6 protein-coding genes, 1 tRNA gene and 1 pseudogene are annotated in these 18,147 nt (G+C 53.3%); 3 read left to right on the forward strand and 5 right to left on the reverse strand.

From position 1 onward, the window contains the following. Positions 1-140: 140 nt before the first annotated feature. From QOL67_RS07340 to QOL67_RS07350, 3 genes are all read right to left on the reverse strand, one after another. A complete protein-coding gene (locus QOL67_RS07340) occupies positions 141-2,039 on the reverse strand; it encodes an acyl-CoA synthetase (RefSeq protein ID WP_283425308.1) in 1,899 nt (632 codons plus the stop codon). Between the two features lie 240 nt (positions 2,040-2,279). Further along, positions 2,280-4,073, reverse strand: a complete 1,794-nt coding sequence (locus tag QOL67_RS07345) for an ABC transporter transmembrane domain-containing protein (RefSeq protein ID WP_283425309.1) — start codon at positions 4,071-4,073, stop codon at positions 2,280-2,282. Positions 4,074-4,218: 145 nt separating this feature from the next. Further along, positions 4,219-4,292: transfer RNA gene (locus tag QOL67_RS07350), tRNA-Gly, on the reverse strand. A gap of 566 nt (positions 4,293-4,858) precedes the next feature. Between QOL67_RS07350 and QOL67_RS07355 the strand changes: the two are divergent. Further along, positions 4,859-4,999: pseudogene (locus QOL67_RS07355) on the forward strand (IS5/IS1182 family transposase); the annotation flags it as partial. A gap of 422 nt (positions 5,000-5,421) precedes the next feature. On the opposite strand, the gene QOL67_RS07360 reads toward QOL67_RS07355, so the two are convergent. Continuing rightward, positions 5,422-9,861: a two-component regulator propeller domain-containing protein gene (locus QOL67_RS07360; protein WP_283425310.1), complete on the reverse strand. Its 4,440-nt coding sequence runs from the start codon at positions 9,859-9,861 to the stop codon at positions 5,422-5,424. A gap of 602 nt (positions 9,862-10,463) precedes the next feature. Between QOL67_RS07360 and QOL67_RS07365 the strand changes: the two genes are divergently transcribed. Continuing rightward, a complete protein-coding gene (locus QOL67_RS07365; protein WP_283425311.1) occupies positions 10,464-10,964 on the forward strand; it encodes a response regulator in 501 nt (166 codons plus the stop codon). A gap of 212 nt (positions 10,965-11,176) precedes the next feature. On the opposite strand, the gene QOL67_RS07370 is transcribed toward QOL67_RS07365, so the two are convergent. Beyond that, the gene (locus QOL67_RS07370) at positions 11,177-12,256 is read right to left on the reverse strand and encodes a helix-turn-helix transcriptional regulator (RefSeq protein ID WP_283425312.1); all 1,080 of its coding nucleotides are present in this window, start codon (positions 12,254-12,256) and stop codon (positions 11,177-11,179) included. Positions 12,257-12,640: 384 nt separating this feature from the next. Here QOL67_RS07370 and QOL67_RS07375 point away from each other — a divergent pair, with 384 nt between their 5' ends. Then, complete coding sequence (locus tag QOL67_RS07375) at positions 12,641-18,100, forward strand: peptidoglycan-binding domain-containing protein (RefSeq protein ID WP_283425313.1); 5,460 nt, start codon at positions 12,641-12,643, stop codon at positions 18,098-18,100. The last annotated feature ends 47 nt before the right edge of the window (positions 18,101-18,147 follow it).

Here is an 18,147-nt window from a genome sequence, read left to right on the forward strand (position 1 = left end):
GGAAAACTGTTACCGCAATCAGGAAGGGCGCCGCTTGACGCTGCGCCCTACTATTTTTTTCGTAGATAGCTTTCTCATTCCCCCAATATCCCGGGGGTGCGCGTCAGCGAGGGGGCTGGCCCCCTCCCCTTTGCGCTGGATCAGGCCGCCGATTCGTCTTTGGTCCATTCCCAAGGACGGACAAAATCACCCAGCACTTTGCCCACTTCTGCGTCAGACGCATCGCCGGATTTCTTAATCTGCGCCACCAAGCCACGCTTTTTGTCGTCGAGCACAAAGTCGACCTGAGCCGGCACGCCGGCCTTATCCAATGCCGCATTGTAAATGCGGGTAATGGCGGCTTTGCGCAGGTCCGGCTTGAAGATTTTGCCCACAGCGGTTTTAGGAAGCTCCGGCATGATCTCCACATATTTTGGATGCGCAGCGCGTTCATGCACGTGCACCTTTGCGTGGCTCATCAGGTCCTCAACCGTCACCCTCGCGCCTTCCACCAGCTCGACATAAACACAAGGGACTTCGCCGGCGTGGCTGTCTGGCTGACCAATTGCACCAGCAAAGGCCACATCGTGATGCGCCAGAAGCGCCTCCTCGATCTCCGCCGGATCAATGTTGTGACCACCACGAATGATCAGGTCTTTGGCACGACCAGTGATCCAGAGATAGCCGTCTTCATCCAGACGTCCTAAGTCGCCGGTGCGCAGGTGCGTGCCGTAGTGGAACAGGTCCACGTTTTTGTCCGCTTCGGTGTAGGTGTTGCCCGCATAAACACCGGGGTTGGAGACGCAAATCTCGCCCACCTCGTCCGCCGCACATTCCACCGGACCGTCAGGCGTGTTTTTGATGATGCGCACGTCGGTGTAGGGGAACGGCAGGCCGACAGAGCCTACCTTTTTTGCTCCCGAAGGCGGGTTGCAGGACACAAGACAGGTGGCCTCGGTCAGGCCGTAGCCTTCGACAATGTCGACGCCACAGGTGCTTTCGAAACGCTTGAAAAGCTCCATTGGCATCGGTGCCGAGCCCGAGAAGGCGGTTTTTACAGAAGAAATATCCGCATCCACCGGGCGCTGCATCAGAGCAGACACCGCCGTTGGCACGGTGATGATAAAGGAGATTTTCCAGCGTTCGATCAGCTTCCAGAAGTTGTCAAACACCCCATCGCCGCGATAGCCCGCCGGGGTTGGGAAGACCACATGGGCGCCGGATTTGATTGCCGCCTGCATGATCACATGCACTGCAAACACGTGGAACAGCGGCAGCGGGCACATGATGTTGTCTTCTTCGGTGAAGAGCAGACGATCGCCTAGCCAGCCGTTGTAGATCATGCCGGAATAGAGGTGCTGTGCAACCTTTGGCATGCCGGTGGTACCGCCGGTGTGGAAGTAGGCCCCCACGCGATCGCCATCACTGTCGGCAAACTGCAAGGTGGTTGCGTGTTTCGCCAGCTCCTTGTTGAAGTCTTTGAAGTCCGCGTGCTGCGGGCCGGAAACCTTGGGCCGGATCAGCGGTACAATCCAGGATTTTGGCGGGGTCAGGTATTTGACCAGATCAATTTCCAGAACCGTGTGCACATGTGGGGCGTGGCGCACGGCTTCGGCCACTTTTTGCGCCACATCGGTTTTTGGGAAGCCTTTGAGGGTCACCACCACTTTGGCATCGGTTTCGCGCAGGATGGCGGCGATTTGTTCCGGCTCCAGCAGCGGGTTGATCGGGTTCACAATGCCCGCAACCATACCGCCAAGCAGAGCATACATGGTCTCGTTACAGTTTGGCAGCACAAAGGCCACGGTGTCTTTCTCACCCACGCCGAGATCGCGGAACATATTGGCCGCTTGGGTGGTCTTGGCGTGCAGCTCGGACCAGGTGACGGTCTCAGCTTTGTCTTTGGGGCCAGAGAAGATCTGATAGCTGACCGCCGGACGGTTCGGAAACTTGTCCTTGGTGTTGGTCAGCATTTCATAAATCGTGGTTGGGTTGCCCCGTTCATCCCACGTTTTTTCGTTCTCGATGGCTTTTAGGTCTGCCAAAGATTCAAAGCTCATAATCTATTCTCCCCCCTTGGGTTGCTTGCCCCAATCCGCCGGACCTCCGCCAGTCCGACCCACGTTGGACGCGTTCCGTCAAGATGATCCCAAAAACACCCTGCGCCCCGTTCAAAGCCAGCCGAACCTAAGGTCAAGCGGGCCTGGAACGTTACGTCAGATTAACCGTAAAAGGGATGCAGTCCACCTGAAAATCAGCCTGTGGTCGCGTGGCCAATCCAGCCACGCTCCTTTACTGATTTAGGCAGCGCCAGCGGTGAATTGAAGGCGTGCCAGTTTGGCATACAGACCATCTTCGGCGACCAGATCGTCATGGCGGCCTTGGGCGACGATGCGGCCCTCCTCCATCACGATGATACGGTCGGCTTTTTTCACGGTCGCCAAACGGTGCGCAACAATGATGGTGGTCCGGCTTTTTGCCAGCTCATCCACAGCCGCCTGCACCAAGCGTTCGCTCTCTGCATCAAGAGCCGAGGTGGCCTCATCCAACAGCAGTACTGGCGCGTCGCGCAAGATAGCACGGGCGATGGCGATGCGTTGCTTCTGACCACCCGACAACATCACTCCACGTTCACCCAGTGGGCTGTCATACCCTTCCGGCAAGGCGGTGATGAAGTCATGTGCGGCAGCGGCTTTTGCCGCGGCTTCAACCTCGGCGTCCGTTGCGTCCAAGCGGCCAAAGCGGATGTTTTCCCGTGCGCTGCTGGCAAAGATCACCGGATCTTGCGGCACCAATGCAAGGTGTTGGCGGAAGTCGTCACGCTGCATTTCCTGCAACGCTTTGCCATCCAGCGTCACCTGACCTTTGACAGGGTCATAAAAGCGTTGGATCATTTGAATGATGGTGGTTTTCCCAGCCCCAGACGGGCCAACAAGCGCGACAGTTTCACCGGGTTGAATGGTGAGATTAACCGCATCCAGTGCCGAAACATTTGGGCGCGACGGGTATTGGAAAGACACATCTTCAAAGCTGATTTCACCTTTGACCGGCGCGGGCAGTGCCTTGGGCTGGGCCGGATCGTTCACACTGTCTTCGGTATACAGCAGCTCTACCAGACGTTCGGTGGCACCTGCGGCGCGTTGCAGTTCGCTCCAGATTTCGGACAAGGCCCCCACGGCCCCGGCCACCATCACGGAATAGATCACAAACTGCACCAACACACCGACGCTCATGCCGCCAGCGCGCACGTCTCGCGCGCCCATCCAGAGCACCACAACCACACCGGTGAAGATCAGGAAAATCACAATCATGGTCAGCAGCGCACGTGTATTGATCCGGCGCATTGCGGCACTTAATGACAGGTCTGTCACGCGATCAAAGTTAGAGCGGGTTTGGGCCTCGTGGGTAAAGGCCTGCACCGTTTGCACCGACAAAAGCGCCTCGGACGCATTGCCGGAGCTCTCTGCAATCCAGTCCTGGTTCTCGCGGCTGAGTTTGCGCAAACGGCGGCCCAACACCATAATGGGCACAATCACCATTGGCACCACCAGCAGCACCATCAAGGTAAGCTTGGTCGAGGTGAACAGCATCAACACCAGACCACCAAGGAACAGCAGCACGTTGCGCAGGGCAATGGAGATCGACGAGCCAATCACCGATTGGATGACGGTGGTGTCGGTGGTGATGCGGCTCAGCACCTCACCGGTCATGACATTCTCAAAAAACGCCGGGCTCATGTTGATGACACGCGCAAACACAGCCTTGCGGATGTCCGTGACAACCAGCTCGCCCAGACGTGTGACCAACAGGTAGCGCAGCGCGGTACCCACAGCGAGCATCGACGCGATACCAAGGGCCGCAAGGAAGTATTTGTCCAACAGGGCGTCACTCTCGGTGCCAAAGTTGTCCACCACGCGGCGCACCGCCACGGGCAACATCAGCGACACAGAGGCCGTCAGCGTCAGGGCACAAAGCGCCAGAAACACGAGGAAACGGTACGGGGTCAAAAACGGGCGCAATCCCTTTAGGGCGCCAATATTTTTGCTTTTCTCACGGTCTTGCTCAGTATTCGCATGCTGTGGCTGTCTGGCCATTTTTCGGTCCTTGGCTGTCGTGTTAGCCGTTAGTGACCGCAGCGTGCTGCCGGGTCAAGACGTCAGATATGCATAAGCCACATGCAACCCTGCGACATGGGATAGCACCCGTGCAGACATATGCAATTTATGGGAGGTTTGACGTTGGAGCGGGCGACGGGAATCGAACCCGTATCATCAGCTTGGAAGGCTGAGGTCTTACCATTACACAACGCCCGCTCATCTGATTCAGTTCCTATTTCATTGAAATTTGGAGGTCAAGGCAACTATTGAACATGGGGCGCGATCCTTGAAAAAACATTGCGCGAGGTCTGATGTTCCCCAGTTGATACCTTACAGAAATCCCAATAATTGAGACTAGCAGTCTCGCCACTACCGTCGCCTCAGAGACGCCACCAATTACGCCCCAGCCATACCGAAAATCTGGCCAAGATGTAGGTTCACAGGTTCCACGGCTGAGAGCCTTCCCCTTTGAAGTGGTCCTCCCTAAAATTTGGGTTAGCGAGGCCCCTAAGTGGCGACTAAGAAACCCAAGCCCGCAGCAGCCACTAAAGGACGGAGCGTGCATTTAGTAACCGGGCATCCACCGCTCACCCCCAAGGCGACGGCACTGCCGGACCTGGCGGGCTTTTGCGCCGGTTGCTCCAAGGATTGCGTCCCGGAGCGGGGCAAAAGCGATCACGTGTGCCCACTAAAACTTGAATGCGTTTTGTCCACGCAAGGGCTTTGTTGCACAAGTCCCGTCAGGGATTCACTGCGAGAATCCAAGATGATAGTTGGAAAGTATGAGCAGTTGGGCACCCACGAAATACAAGACCACGAACTGGTCGTCTTACAATGACAGCTTGAGGCAGCGCGGATCGTTGGCAATCTGGTTTGATCCTGAGATGACTTGGACACCACCGCCGACGGGCAGGCGAGATCGCCCGTAAAGGCGACCACAGCATTCCAAAATTGCGCCGCATACGAAGCAGCATACTTGCCGATTTGTCGGAGTTTGATGTCAAAAATACAGCATAATAAGTGCTCTGGAACGGAACTTTAGGTCGAAAATGTACGACCAGCCGGAGTTTTGGATGACCTCAGCCAAATGGGAATGAAACGCAAATTCAGTGCTCCAGCCGCAGGGCTTTCTCATTTAGCAACGAAATGGGAGCATGCTTCGAAATCGGCTCAAAGAAATGTCCGCCAACTGCCAAGCCCCCGCCAATGCTTTTTGTTCCGTTCTGATCAGGCTCCAGCTTGTCCCTGTATTCACAGGCATCAAAGGGCGTAGCCTTCATTCCTTCGTTAACAGAGCTCCCATTCAATCAAGTTTGGTTAGCACTGACTTCAATTGCGTAAAAAACTAAATCGCGCGTTCAATTGCCGTTGACAGATCCGCCTTGGAAAAAGGCTTATGAATCAGGTTTTGCGCCGGTGCTGCAAAACCCTCACCGTTCTCTTGCTCACTTTGGTAGCCAGTCATCATGACAATTGGCAAGGTTGGGTGCTCCTGCCTGACTTTGTCGGCCAACTGGATGCCATTCATGCCGCCAGGCAGGCCGATGTCCGTCAACATCAGATCAATGTCAGCTTCCATTTCCAGAATTTCCAATGCTTTAAAAGAGTCTTCTGCAGCAAGAACTGAATAACCGAAAGAGGCCAACATCTCGGTGATGACGCTTCGCACTTCTACATCATCTTCCACGACCAGAACCTGTAGCCTGCCTTTCGCGCCCGTGCTAGTTTTGGCCTCGACAGAGGTTGCGACCACCGCGTCCTGGTCAGATGCTTTCAGGTAAAGGGTCATTGTTGTCCCTTTACCCAACTCACTCTCACAGCTGATGTGCCCTTTTGACTGTTTGATGAACCCATAAATCATACTGAGGCCCAAACCAGTTCCTTTCCCCATCTCCTTAGTGGTGAAGAACGGTTCAAAGATCCGATCTTGAACGTCTTGCGACATGCCGGTGCCGTTATCTTTAAATGAAATCGCCACATATTCGCCGGGATCGACCTCATCGTTATCCGCCAGGTCAGTTTCGGAAAGAGTGACGTTTGAAGTTGCTACTCGCAGCTCCCCAGACGATTGCAATGCGTCACGGGCATTCACCGCCAGATTTAGAACTGCGCTTTCAAGTTGGTTGGCATCAATATGGCCAAGCTTCAACTTTGGATCTGGCTCCCAGACAATCTTGACCTCCTCTCCGAGGGTCCTGCGAACCAGAGAAATCATGCCTTCTACTAGATTGTTTATGTCGGTCGCTTCTGGTCGTAGGGGTTGCTTCCTGGCAAATGCGAGGAGCCGTTGTGTCAGACTTGCCCCTTTGGACGCTGCGGCCAATGCTTTGTCTACATAACGTCTTGGCTTGGCGCTTTTGTCCGGGACCTCGTCAAGCAACAGCTCCAAGTTGCCATGAATCACGGCGAGTAGATTGTTGAAATCATGAGCAATTCCGCCAGTTAGCTTGCCAATCGCATCCATCTTCTGAGAACGTCGTGCTTGCTCTTCGTGCAGTTTTAACTCGGTGCTATCAATCCAAACTTGGATCGCGCCGCCATCTTCTAGTGCCGTCTCATTCAGTTGAAGCCAAGTGTCATCGTTCAATCGTACTTCAAGAGGGGCGCCAGGATGATTGTGGTTCTGCATGAGGGTGTCGAAAAACTGATCGCGTTCAACGCCATCAATAAACGAGATACTTGGTACTAGTGCGTCACGGATGTGCTCTTTGTAGCTCATCCCCACTGAGATGTTTTTGCGCAGCTCATCCAATTTCTGATGCTCAGCTAAATGAGAGAAGACCAAGTGGTTATCAGAGTCAAAAACAAGAATGGAGGCATTTGCGCTTTCAATGGCTCTCTTAAGTCGATTTTCAGCGGCTTGCGCGCCTTCAATGGCCCTAACAACGTCGGTGACGTCCTTGCCGGTTCCCATGTAGCCGAGGAACTCGCCATCTTCTGAGTAAATAGGATTGCCATTGCCAAGTATGACCCTTGGCGTGCCTCCCGCGACCGCGAGCTCAAACTGAAAATCTCGAAATGGCATATTTTTATCGATCTCACTTCTGTGATCTACCCACTTCGCAGTATTGGTGTCTTCAGATGTGACATCCCATCGGGTCTTGCCATACACGTGTTCAGGAGTGATCCCAGTGGCTTCCTGGAACTGGTCAGACATCCAGATGATTTTGTGATCCTTGTCCGTTTCAAAGAAATAATCAAAGGCCGTTTCCGCAATGTCACGCGTGCGTTCCTCGCTTTTAGCGAGTGCCTTGGTTGATTCCACAACTGCTTGGAGAATGCGAAGTCGCCAATAGGCCACCGCAATCAACAAACCGAAACTTGCCAATAATAAGAATGTGATAAACCACCAACGTTGCCACCAGGCCGGGATGACGTTGACTCTGACCCTAGCACCAGATGTCCATTTTCCTTCCTGTTGTGAACCTTGCACCACGAGAAAATAACTGCCACCTGGAAGGCTTGTGTAACGTCCGTACAATGTGTTGCTGGGCGTATTCCACTCGGTTTCATAGCCCTCCAGTTTGTACCGAATTCTCTTTCGTACTTCGTGGGAATACCCAAGCACCGATGCATTAAAATCGAACGAGGCATCTGGGCCATGCACGTCAAACTCGCGCACGCGTTCAATTGCGGAATTCGACTGAATTGGTTGTCCGTTGACGGTAAACCTAGTGAACAAAACCAAAAGATTTTCCGGCACCTCTGAAAATTTATCCAGTGCAATCATGCTTACTCCGGAAAGAGATCCAACGAAGAGCTCTTGGGCAGACGTCATCAGTGTTCCAGATGGCCAAGTTAGGCTGCTGTTTGTATGAAGATTGTCTCTGTCGGTGAAGCGCCTTTCAACTTGTTTGGTACGGGGGTTGAACAGATAGACGCCTTCATTTGTCGCGAGCCAAAGGTTGCCAACTCCGTCAATTTCAATTGCCAGTACGTTGCTTGTCTGCAATCCGGCTTCGGCCCCAAAAGTTTCAAATGTTTTGGTCACTTGGTCAAAAACGCTTAGACCGCCTTCCATTGTGGCCACCCACATCTGGCCCGCAGAATCAAACTCGATGTCGTTCACAAAAGAACTCCCCAAAGATCCGGGGTTTTCAGGCTCATGCAAATATTGCTCTACGACCTTCTCGTTGTCGAAAAACAAGACACCCTGCCCATCGCTTGCGAGCCACAATCCAGAAGATTCTGCAGGAGCAACTTTGGCGATAAAGCTGGTTTCAATTCCGGCTTCAGGGTTTGTGCTGGAGTTATAAAACCTAAATTCCCCCGTTTTGGTGTCCACGCGACCCAATCCACTTGTCTGAGAACCAAACCAGATAAGGGATGGATCGTTAACATCGTAGGTACCGCCCCAGGCCCCAAACGCTCTCTGGTCAGTCCGATGCCGCTTAAGAACTTTCTTTTCTTGGGTGTCGACTAAGCTGAACGTGGAATCCACTTCTCCAATCCAGAGTAAGCCTGGTCCCGCGGGCAAAATTGTATTTACTTCGTTGAATGTGAGCGTCTGATCTTCTGGGTTTGCTGCATCGCTTTCTGGCTGCCATCGTTCATAGCTGCCGGTATCTCGGTCGTAGAGTTTGAGGCCTCCAACACCTCCAATCCAAACTTGGCTATCAGCATCTTCCGCAACGGCGAGAACTGGCTCGGTGTGGATACTTTGGGCCGTAGGGTTCTTGAAGCGCACTTGCTGAACCGGCCCCGGTTGCACCATGCGATAGAGGGGACCGGTGTTGTAAGGCAGCCATACCGTACCGTCGTGACCGACGAAGGCAGACATAATCATTTCCGTGGTGTCTGGGCTGGCTGTGTCCGGGTTGCGCAGGTGGACATGAAAATGTCCGGTTTCTGGATTGAATTCTTCGATACCAACAGCGACGGAAAAACGGCGCCCAATCCACAAATTTCCAGTTGCGTCAATTTCCAGAGAGTAAATCTCATTGTGAGCCAGACTGTCGTCGTTTTCAGGATTATTCTGGTAGCGTTTAAAAGCGCCCGCAGCGACATCCAGCCGCGCGAGCCCGCCGGAGTGAGAACTTACCCAGATAACGCCTGGTTGTGCTGCCAACACATCAGACAATTTTCCAGCTGGGAGGCTTTCAGGGTCGTTGGGATCGTGGCGGTAGTTTGTAAATTCTCCTGTCGTTGTATCCATGGCACTCAAGCCGTTGTCCGTTGCAATCCACACTTGGCCGTCTTGATCAACTTCCACCGCGTGAATGTTGTTTCCGGCGAGAGATCGGTTGTCGTTTTGACTGTGCAGATAGTGGGTAATCTGTTCCCCATCTTCTGAAACGCGATTTAGGCCATTGGTGGTGCCGATCCACACATCACCGTCTCCAGTCTGTTGGATCAGGTGTGGAGCCCAATTCAGGCTATTTGTGGACAAACTATTCGGCTCACCAGGTGAGTGTTTAAGGGTCCGAAACGAATTGTCACGTTTGTCGTAAACCACCACCCCACCTGATGCCCGACCAAACCACAGTTTACCATCAGCGGCTTCGAAGATCGAACCTACGCGGGACAACCGCGTTCCATTTCCAGTTTTTAAGTACTGTGTGTCTACACCGTTGTATCGGAGCGGCCCAATTGCAGTGGCCAACCATATGATACCGTCGCTGTCTTCTAGTCCGCCAACGGTAACGGAACCGCTGTCCAGCTCGTACTTCGGAAAAACCTGTGTCTCGGAAGCTGAGGTTACTGAATAAGTACATAGCGACAATGCGAGACACAAAATCAGTTTTGAAGCAAAAAGAAGTCCATTGGGGTACCGCACAAATGACATATTGCCTCCAATTCAAATCGAGCGACAGCATTGATCAACGAACGTTTTGAACTCCACAATTCAGCATTGAATATTCAAGCGTCGTGTCGCGGTCATTTCCAGAACGATGGCGCATTTCGCGTCCTAGCGGGTGTCCATGAGACCTTGCGCCGGCACTCACACAACGGCTTCGCAACAAAAGCAAAGCGCAATTTCCCTCTATTCTTTGGTGATCATCCAACGAAAAGGGCTTCTTTGTTTAAACACTAGATCCCACCAAGTGCTGCTGACAAGGAATACTTCGTCAATCTACCCGTTTGGTATAACTGCGGCATTTCGCGTCAAATGACTGGAGCTCCTTGGAGGTGAGGGCTTACTCCCTGGTTTCATCGCTGGTCCAGAGAAGTGGCTTTGGCAGCTTGCCCGACGTCAGAAAGGGCCACCTTCCTAAAGTTCCGAAGCACCTCGCGGCGGCACCGGTAAGCCATGATGCACGTGTCGGCTCCCCCCGAACCAACCATTTGATTTGACCCGACATTTGCTTCGCAGGTTGCTGGCGGCGCGACGCGTTTCTCTTTTGGCGTGCATTTGGCTCATTGTAGCGTGTCAACCCATCAAAAAAATTGACATCGATCATTCTGAACGGCCACTATTTGATTAAGAATAGCCTCAATCCAAGCGAGATCAAACGGGTCAAGCCTCAGAGCAAAAGGATTGATCAGGGAAAGGTTGACCGGATGAGACAGCTTTACATCGCTGACGACAATGAAGATTTTGCAGAATTTATTGCCACTGTTGCAGAGCGTGAAGGCTGGAGCGTAAAAACCTGCATCAACGGCGTGGAACTTTTGGACGCGGTAATGTCCAATGATGGCCCAGCTCTTTTGCTCATTGATGTGAATATGCCAGAGATGGATGGGATCGAATCCATCAAAGCACTGGTAAACGTTCAGCGACCGCTGCAAATCCACTTTATGACTGGCGGACCAGGCTCAACAATTGACGCAGCAGAAACGATCGCAAAGGGATACGGGCTATCCGTCGGTGGCAATATCATTAAACCAGTTACCAAACAGGCTCTAATTTGGATGCTGAAGCAGGAAGCGTCGCTATGTGAGCATTAATGGACGTGTCATGCTTTAGTGCCAGCCCAAGTGAACGTTTAAGCCACCTTTCGTTCGAAGGCTGCACCAAAGGAGAAGACCTCTGGCAATGACTGTACTATGAGCCGTAGCCTGGCGCGTTTTGACCGCATCCCATAAATCTTGGGCAAGATCTGCAGTTGGGACAAGTCTTCAAAAACCCACTCTTTCGGAGGATTACCGACCTAAATGCATCAAAGCCGCCCATAGAGCGCGACCAATTCAATTTGACTGCGCACTTGGGTTTTTTGATACACAAGTTTCAAACGTTGGCGCACGCTGGCGGGTTTCAGGCTCAGGAGGTTGGCGATCATATCCGGGGTTTTTCCTTCGGCCAATAACGCAACGGTGCTGATCTCCTTTTGCGACAGATCATATGTTTCCCGCAGTTCTCGCTGCTTGATCGCCAAGGTGGCGCTGCATTGTGTGCGGATGGCGCACGCTTTGAACTGCATAAAAAAATGCCGAAGGGTCGGCGGGATCTGAATGACCAACACGTTGATCAACTGCATGTCTTCTTGGAATTGATACGCCTTGCTTAGGGACATGCCCGGGTCGCTTGTCAGGACGTCTTTAAACTCATTTGCGAGGGTTTCGCCAATCTCCTTGGGTAGTAAAGAGCTGAGCTTGCGGGTTGGTTGGGTGCGCCCGGTGGCGTCGACGTTAAAGCATTGCTTCCCATCCGCATCAAAAATGAGGACTTCGGATTCCGTTCCGCGGAAAAACTGCGCAAAGTCGTATATTCGTTGATGGGCGATTTCAGCCGCACGTTTGGCCGCCTCTTCAAACATCGTTTGAATAACTTTGATCAGCTCAATATCGTGTTCTGTGAGCGGCGGATGATCATTGCCAAAATGCAGCGTCATCGGCCAATAGCCATTGGGGGTGAGGATGCGAATGAGGCAGACGTTCCCAAAGTTCAGAGGGCGAAGGAAGTCACGATAGAAGGGTATTTTGGCTCTTGCTTCGCGGTCTGGGAAAATCTGATCGTCGGTGGCATACCCATGATCAAACATCATTTGTGTCAAACCTTCGCGGGGGTCCCGTAGGTTCCAGCGATCAGACACATATTCTGCCAATGCAGCCTTCATGTTCTGCGTTCCAGACACCCAAACACCGCGAAAATGCGGATTGGACGGCGGAAGCAGAGCACCGGTTGCGCCAAACAAGTCCACAACAATATCACATGCCACATCCCATTGTTGTGCATCTGTTGTGGCCAATTCTAAGGTGGCTTTGAGTTTTTCTAGACCGGTTTCTGTGTTGGCATTCATGGCTGTAGTTCGCCTTCTTCATTACGCATGACTGCGATTTTTGTGTTTATTTCAACAGCGGCTGCAACGCCTTACAGATGGGCAGCTGGTCGAATAAGTGTCTGTTAAAGAAAAAGAATAAACAGATTTTTTGAACCCGCCAGTCTTAACTCCCAAAACAGAGGTAGGGCATTCCGTAGTTTTTTGGGCAAAATCCAAAAACTTCGCGATCAATACCCACATGGTAGTTTTTCGGATTTCATATCCCGCCTACGACGGCCTTTGATTTGCTCCTTTGGTCCGGGTTGCGCTGTGCAATCTGGCTGTAGGGGACCTGACTAGCCTGGGGAAAATACTATGCGTCGTTTGTCGATCGGTCTTCTTGTTTGCGGCGTGACCGTCCTTATGAATTTTACATCTGCACATGCGCAGAACTACTTTACGGGTGGCGATTTTGAGGCCCCAGTGATGCCGCATGTGGGTGACAATGTCTTGCAGATGCCCGCACCTTGGGTTGCCTCGACGCAGTATTCCCAATCGACGCAAGCGCATGTCTTTTCTCCGCTGTCCATCGTGCGTGTCGAAGGCCCAAATGGGACGGTTCCGACAGCAGATCCCACGATGCCGGGTGGCAATGCTTTGCTACAGGCCTTGCCCCTTTCCGACGCCTCGAACACGCCGACCGGACAATATGCGCGGTCTACGCAACCGAGTTCCCAGGGCAGTCGTCATGGTCAGCGCATAGAGCTGCCGAATGATGGATGCGTGAAATTCAGTGGAAAATTTTCGAATGGAAATGCGTCCAATACGCCCTTTGGCATCGCTGTGTTCGAACAGAGTCCGAGTTTTCTCGCGAACCTTCAAAACAACCCGCTAATGAATCATTTTGATCCATATGTTGGTCAAAACTACTCTGGGGCTTCTGTTTCTGAGTTTCTGTATCTCGATGCGGGTGATGTGTGGAAAGAACATGCTGTTCGCCTGCCAGTTACGGCCAATGAAACATATTCGTTTGCACTAATGCTTGTTGGTGGCGTTGCCGTTGATGATCTTGTGGCTGAGTATGTTGCCTTGGAGCAATGTGACCCAAATTGGACACCACCGAGCTTTGATCCAACGGAGATTGCGCTTGAGAAAACCTGTGATGCGCCGGTAAGCGCCATGCACGATGGCGAGTTGGGGCAGATGTGGAACTGTCGGGCGCTGGTGACGGTCCCCGAGGCGCCCTTTGGGGGCACACTGGAGGTCACGGATGTTTTCACGCCGACGTCAACCACCGCGAGTGAAATCCTTTCCTCGACGTCGGCTTCCGGCAACTTTGACTGTGTGTCTGGCGCGACCTGTTCCATTGCGGGGGCTGACTTTGATGCAGGTGGAACCGAGATACTCGACTATTCGGTTTTTGTGTCTTCTACAGCGTTGCAAAATGACTATCCGATGCGAAACTGTGTTCAGGGCTCCTATGATGATGCAGCCGGTGGTGTAACGCCCCTCCCTGGAAACTGTGTTTCGGCACAATGGAATCCACGCACGTCGATCACCAAAACCTGCGACCCGCTTGTCGCTGTCATCTCCGGCCCAATGACCCTGAATTGTCAGATCGAGGTTACGGGCACGGATCTGACCACCGATAGCTTCGTTATGGCGGGGGATGCCTTTGCCGCCTTGCCGCCAATGACCGCGACAATCGCCGGTTCGATGATGAACGTCACCTCCACCGAGCCGTGGTCCTGTACAGATGCAAACTTAAATGCGCCTGGTTCCATTGGCCTGTGTGAGCTTTCCGCGGCAGATATGTTTGCGGCGGGGGGCACGTCAACTATCCAGGTCAGCTTCCAATTTACGGCGGACCAAAACAGCGGTCAGGTTGCCAATTGCCCAATGACGGACATTTTGCCGACCTCCTACATTGATACGCTTGGCATGCGCAGCAGTCAGCCGCCAATGCGTAGCCCGCAATCCAATGCAACAGCCGGTTTGCCAGACAATTGCGTGATCTTAGAGTTGCCACAAAGCCAGATGACGCCAAAACTGGAAAGCGTAGACGTTGAGAAGGTCTGTGAAACACCAGAGCTTGCAACGGTCCAGGGGGCCCTGGGTTACACGTGGGATTGTCGCGCGGAAATCACCGTCACGCCAACCCCGTTTGCGGGCACATTTACCTTTGACGATGATGCGTCAAATATCTCCATCGGGTCGGCACAGTTTGTCAGCGTATCAGAGCCAAATTGTACGGGTCTAACCACAGATCACCTTCAGTGTCAGCTTGACGGAACAACAATGACGGCTCCGCATGTTGTGACCTATCAGTTGTTCACCGAAGTGGTTGACCCGAACCAGCCCATCGAATGGAAAAACTGCGTGGAAGGTGCTGCCCAAACGGCTGCTGGCACCTATCCAGTTAACCCGCATTGTGTCGACACGGTTATCAAGCCAGACGTGCCAACCGACCCTGACGCCAAAGAGATCACGATTGAAAAATCGTGTGGCCGTGCCTTTGAGGAAGAGTTTGACGGTGCCCAAGGCATTGGCTGGGACTGTGAAATCACTATTACGGCTGCGCCTGCGCCGTTTAATGGTGTGTTTACCTTCACAGAAGACGCCTCCGCGGTGAGTGGTAGCAGCAACGCCGCCATCGTTGATATCGTGCAGCCGGGCAACGATTGGACCTGTACGCCTGCAGTGCCAACCTCTTTGACCGAGTGTTCAATTGCAGGCAGTGATTTTGATGCAAGTGGGGTTGAAACACTTAGCTTCCACCTGTTTGCGGAAACAGGGGACGCGCCAGTCGACTGGCGCAACTGTGTGAGCGGGACCTATACAGCTGTTTCTGGCAAGCCGCGTGATGTGAAAGGCAACTGCCAAGGCATCACTTGGAAACCAGACACGACTCCGACGTTCTCGTTGAAAAAGGGCTGTCGTCTTGCGGGTGTCGAAAATGAAAACGCGCTTTATGCTTGTTCGATTTACATCACTCAGACCGGCGGTAGCCCGATCTCTGCAGCGCTGACTTTTGATGAGTTGTTTTCCACCATCTCAGGCGCCCCTGCCACGCAGTACATACTCAACTTGCTGGGCACTCCCGCGATGCCAAACGGTTGGAACTGTGGACAGTCGCCATATACAAACGGTGCCAGCTGTACAATTTCAGCCGCAGATTTTAACGGCAACACCGGCCACCGAATTGATGCCTACTTGTCCATCCCCACCTCGGTTTTGGGCAAAGACGATTTCCAAAACTGCGCGCAGGTGCGGATTGGCGATCAGGTTGTTGGCGCGGCTGCGTGTTTGACCTTAGAAGAACCCGATCACGCGACCGCTTTTGATGTCGAGAAAACCTGCAAAGCCAACGGCGAGCGTATGGTTATGGGCACAAATATCTGGGTGCAACCTTACCAATGTACACTTGTTGTGACCACAAACGGTGTGCCGTTCACCGGGCCGCTGTGGATCATGGAAGACCTGCATTTTGGCCAAAACCCGGGCAATGCGTCGATCCAGAATGTCACCTCGGCTGATCCATGGGATTGCGCGTCGCCGCCTTACGGTCCAGCCGGACAGGGCAACATGCCGTACTGTGGCATTCAGGGCGCTCAGTTCCCGGCGTCTGGCACCTCAACCTTGACCGTTGATATGATGATGAACGGTTCCATGGATGCATTTGGCGCGGAAAACTGTGTGGAAATTTCCGTGGGCCCACTCACCGCCGCTGGGCTGCCAGCCCCGACCGCCAGTGATTGTTTTGAAATCGCACCTTCCCCTGTTGGTGGAGATGACCCTGTTTTGGAGGTTGTCAAAACCTGTGATGCCCCCACACGTCGGCCAGATGGGAAATGGGATGTGAGTTGTGAAGTCACCGTGAGTGGCGCCAATTTACCGCCAAACACCCCGATCCGGGTGACAGATGACATGCTTCATGCCGGACCAATGCAAGTTGTGAATTCGACACTCAGCACGCCTGGAGGGGGCGCACAAACGGGCTGCTTTGGCTCTCCTGTATCGGCAACCGGCGACAGCAGTGTGTGTTACATCCAGACCAACCAAGTTGGGCCAGATGGATTAGGCCCGCAAGGCGGAAGCTACACCTTTGGATTTAACGGGATATACAGCGGTCCGGGCGGCCAGCTTCTCAATGGACCACGTGCACAAAACTGCGTCAGTGCGTTTGTTCAAGGGACAAACATCCGTGCGCCTCAAGGCCCTCTTGGCACTGAGAAATATTGTGTGCCACTGGACTTCAAGCTCTCCACTATCACTGGTCCGATTATTGGCGTGCCCGTTGATCCTACGGGGCCTGTAATCAGCACCGGTCCTGCAATTGCGACGGGCAGCATTGGGGTGCCAGCCTTTCAAATTCCTTCAGCAACACTTGAAAAAATCTGTGAACCACTGGTGTTTGCTCCTGGGGCCCAAACCGCTGATGCAGTTTGCTATTTACACATCACCACGCAAAACCTTGTGCCGGGGCAGCTTGTTAAACTTGAGGATGCGTTGACCATCGGGAACGCCGCGCCAAACGTCCCCATACAAGGCCCGTTTATGACGGTGGTGAATTCGCCGCTCTGGGCTTGTGCAGATGCCCAACCAGCCGGCGCTAGCGCTGGGCAATGTTTGATGACAAGCGATGGTTTGATGTCGTTGGGGTCCCCGCTCACGGTCACCTGGACCGCGACCTTACCACGTGACAACATCAACCAACATCGCGGGCTGAAAAACTGTGCAACGCTCACCTTTGGTAACGGGACTCCCGTGACGTCCTGTGCGGAATTTGAGGCCGTTTATGAAAACAAAGCCCCAGACACTACAGGCAACACAAACGCTGCACCAACCCTGCCAGTGCCTGCAACTTCGTTGGCGATTGTCAAAACGCAAACATCGGATTGCATGGCCAACCGTAAGACCCAAACTTATGAGTGCGGATTCCGTCTGTTGGTAACCAATACGGGGCATTCCTCTTATCAGGGCCAGCCCTTGATCTCAGATACAGTTGGTCAGCCGGGGGCAAAATCTGCGTCGTTGCTTTCCGGAGCGGGATGGACCTGCGCAGGGCCCGTTGGCAATGGTCTATCTTGTACCAACCCGACGGTGAACTTGGCCGCCGGTGCCAGCACACATCTTGACTTGAGCATGCGTGTAAAAGCGCTTCGCAAAGGGGGGCAGGTGCAAAATTGTGCGGCTGTTGGCATTCCAAACAACCGCATGCAGCGTGTGGCCGCCATCCAGCACGTGATGAACGCTCGCGGACTTAATGCAGGGCCTGTGGATGGGATACCTGGCCGGAAAACCTACGCCGCACTGGCAAAATTGCAAACCTCGCTTGGGCTTCCTGTCAGTCGGGATTTTGATGATCGCCTGTTCGCGACCCTCGGAATGCCCCTGCAAACTGCAGGGACAAAAAGCTGTGTTGTTGCGCAGCTTCCGCCCATGCCCGCGCCGCCGTTGCAGTGCAATCTGACAACCACGGTGAAATCCGGGGAAAGCTGCCTCTGTCGATTCGACAATATGGAGCGCCGCAATGCGACGTCCTGCCAATGTGGCGGTGGCTTTCGTCTGATCAAAGGCAAAGGCTGTGTTCGCGAAGCGGTGCCAACGCCCGAACCTGTGCCCAACATTTCGCCATTGTCTTGTGAAAAAGCATCGACGCGTAAGAGTGGGGATCAATGTGTTTGCCTGGATCAAAAGAACGCCAAAAAAGTGTCGCCAACCCAGTGCCGCTGCAGCAATGGCTTGCCGATGATTGGCGGGACATGTCTCGCAATTGAGATCACACCATCGATGCCAAGAACAGACACCCCTGCCCCCTCGGATGACATTGACGCTCCTGCGAAATGTAAGATCAGATTGAATGGGTTATGTATTAAATAACAAGGTGTTAGCCGATTTGTATCGAATATCACGCCGCTGATATCTCC

Origin of the sequence: Shimia sagamensis (assembly GCF_900182745.1) — a bacterium.
GTDB classification, from domain to species: domain Bacteria; phylum Pseudomonadota; class Alphaproteobacteria; order Rhodobacterales; family Rhodobacteraceae; genus Shimia; species Shimia sagamensis.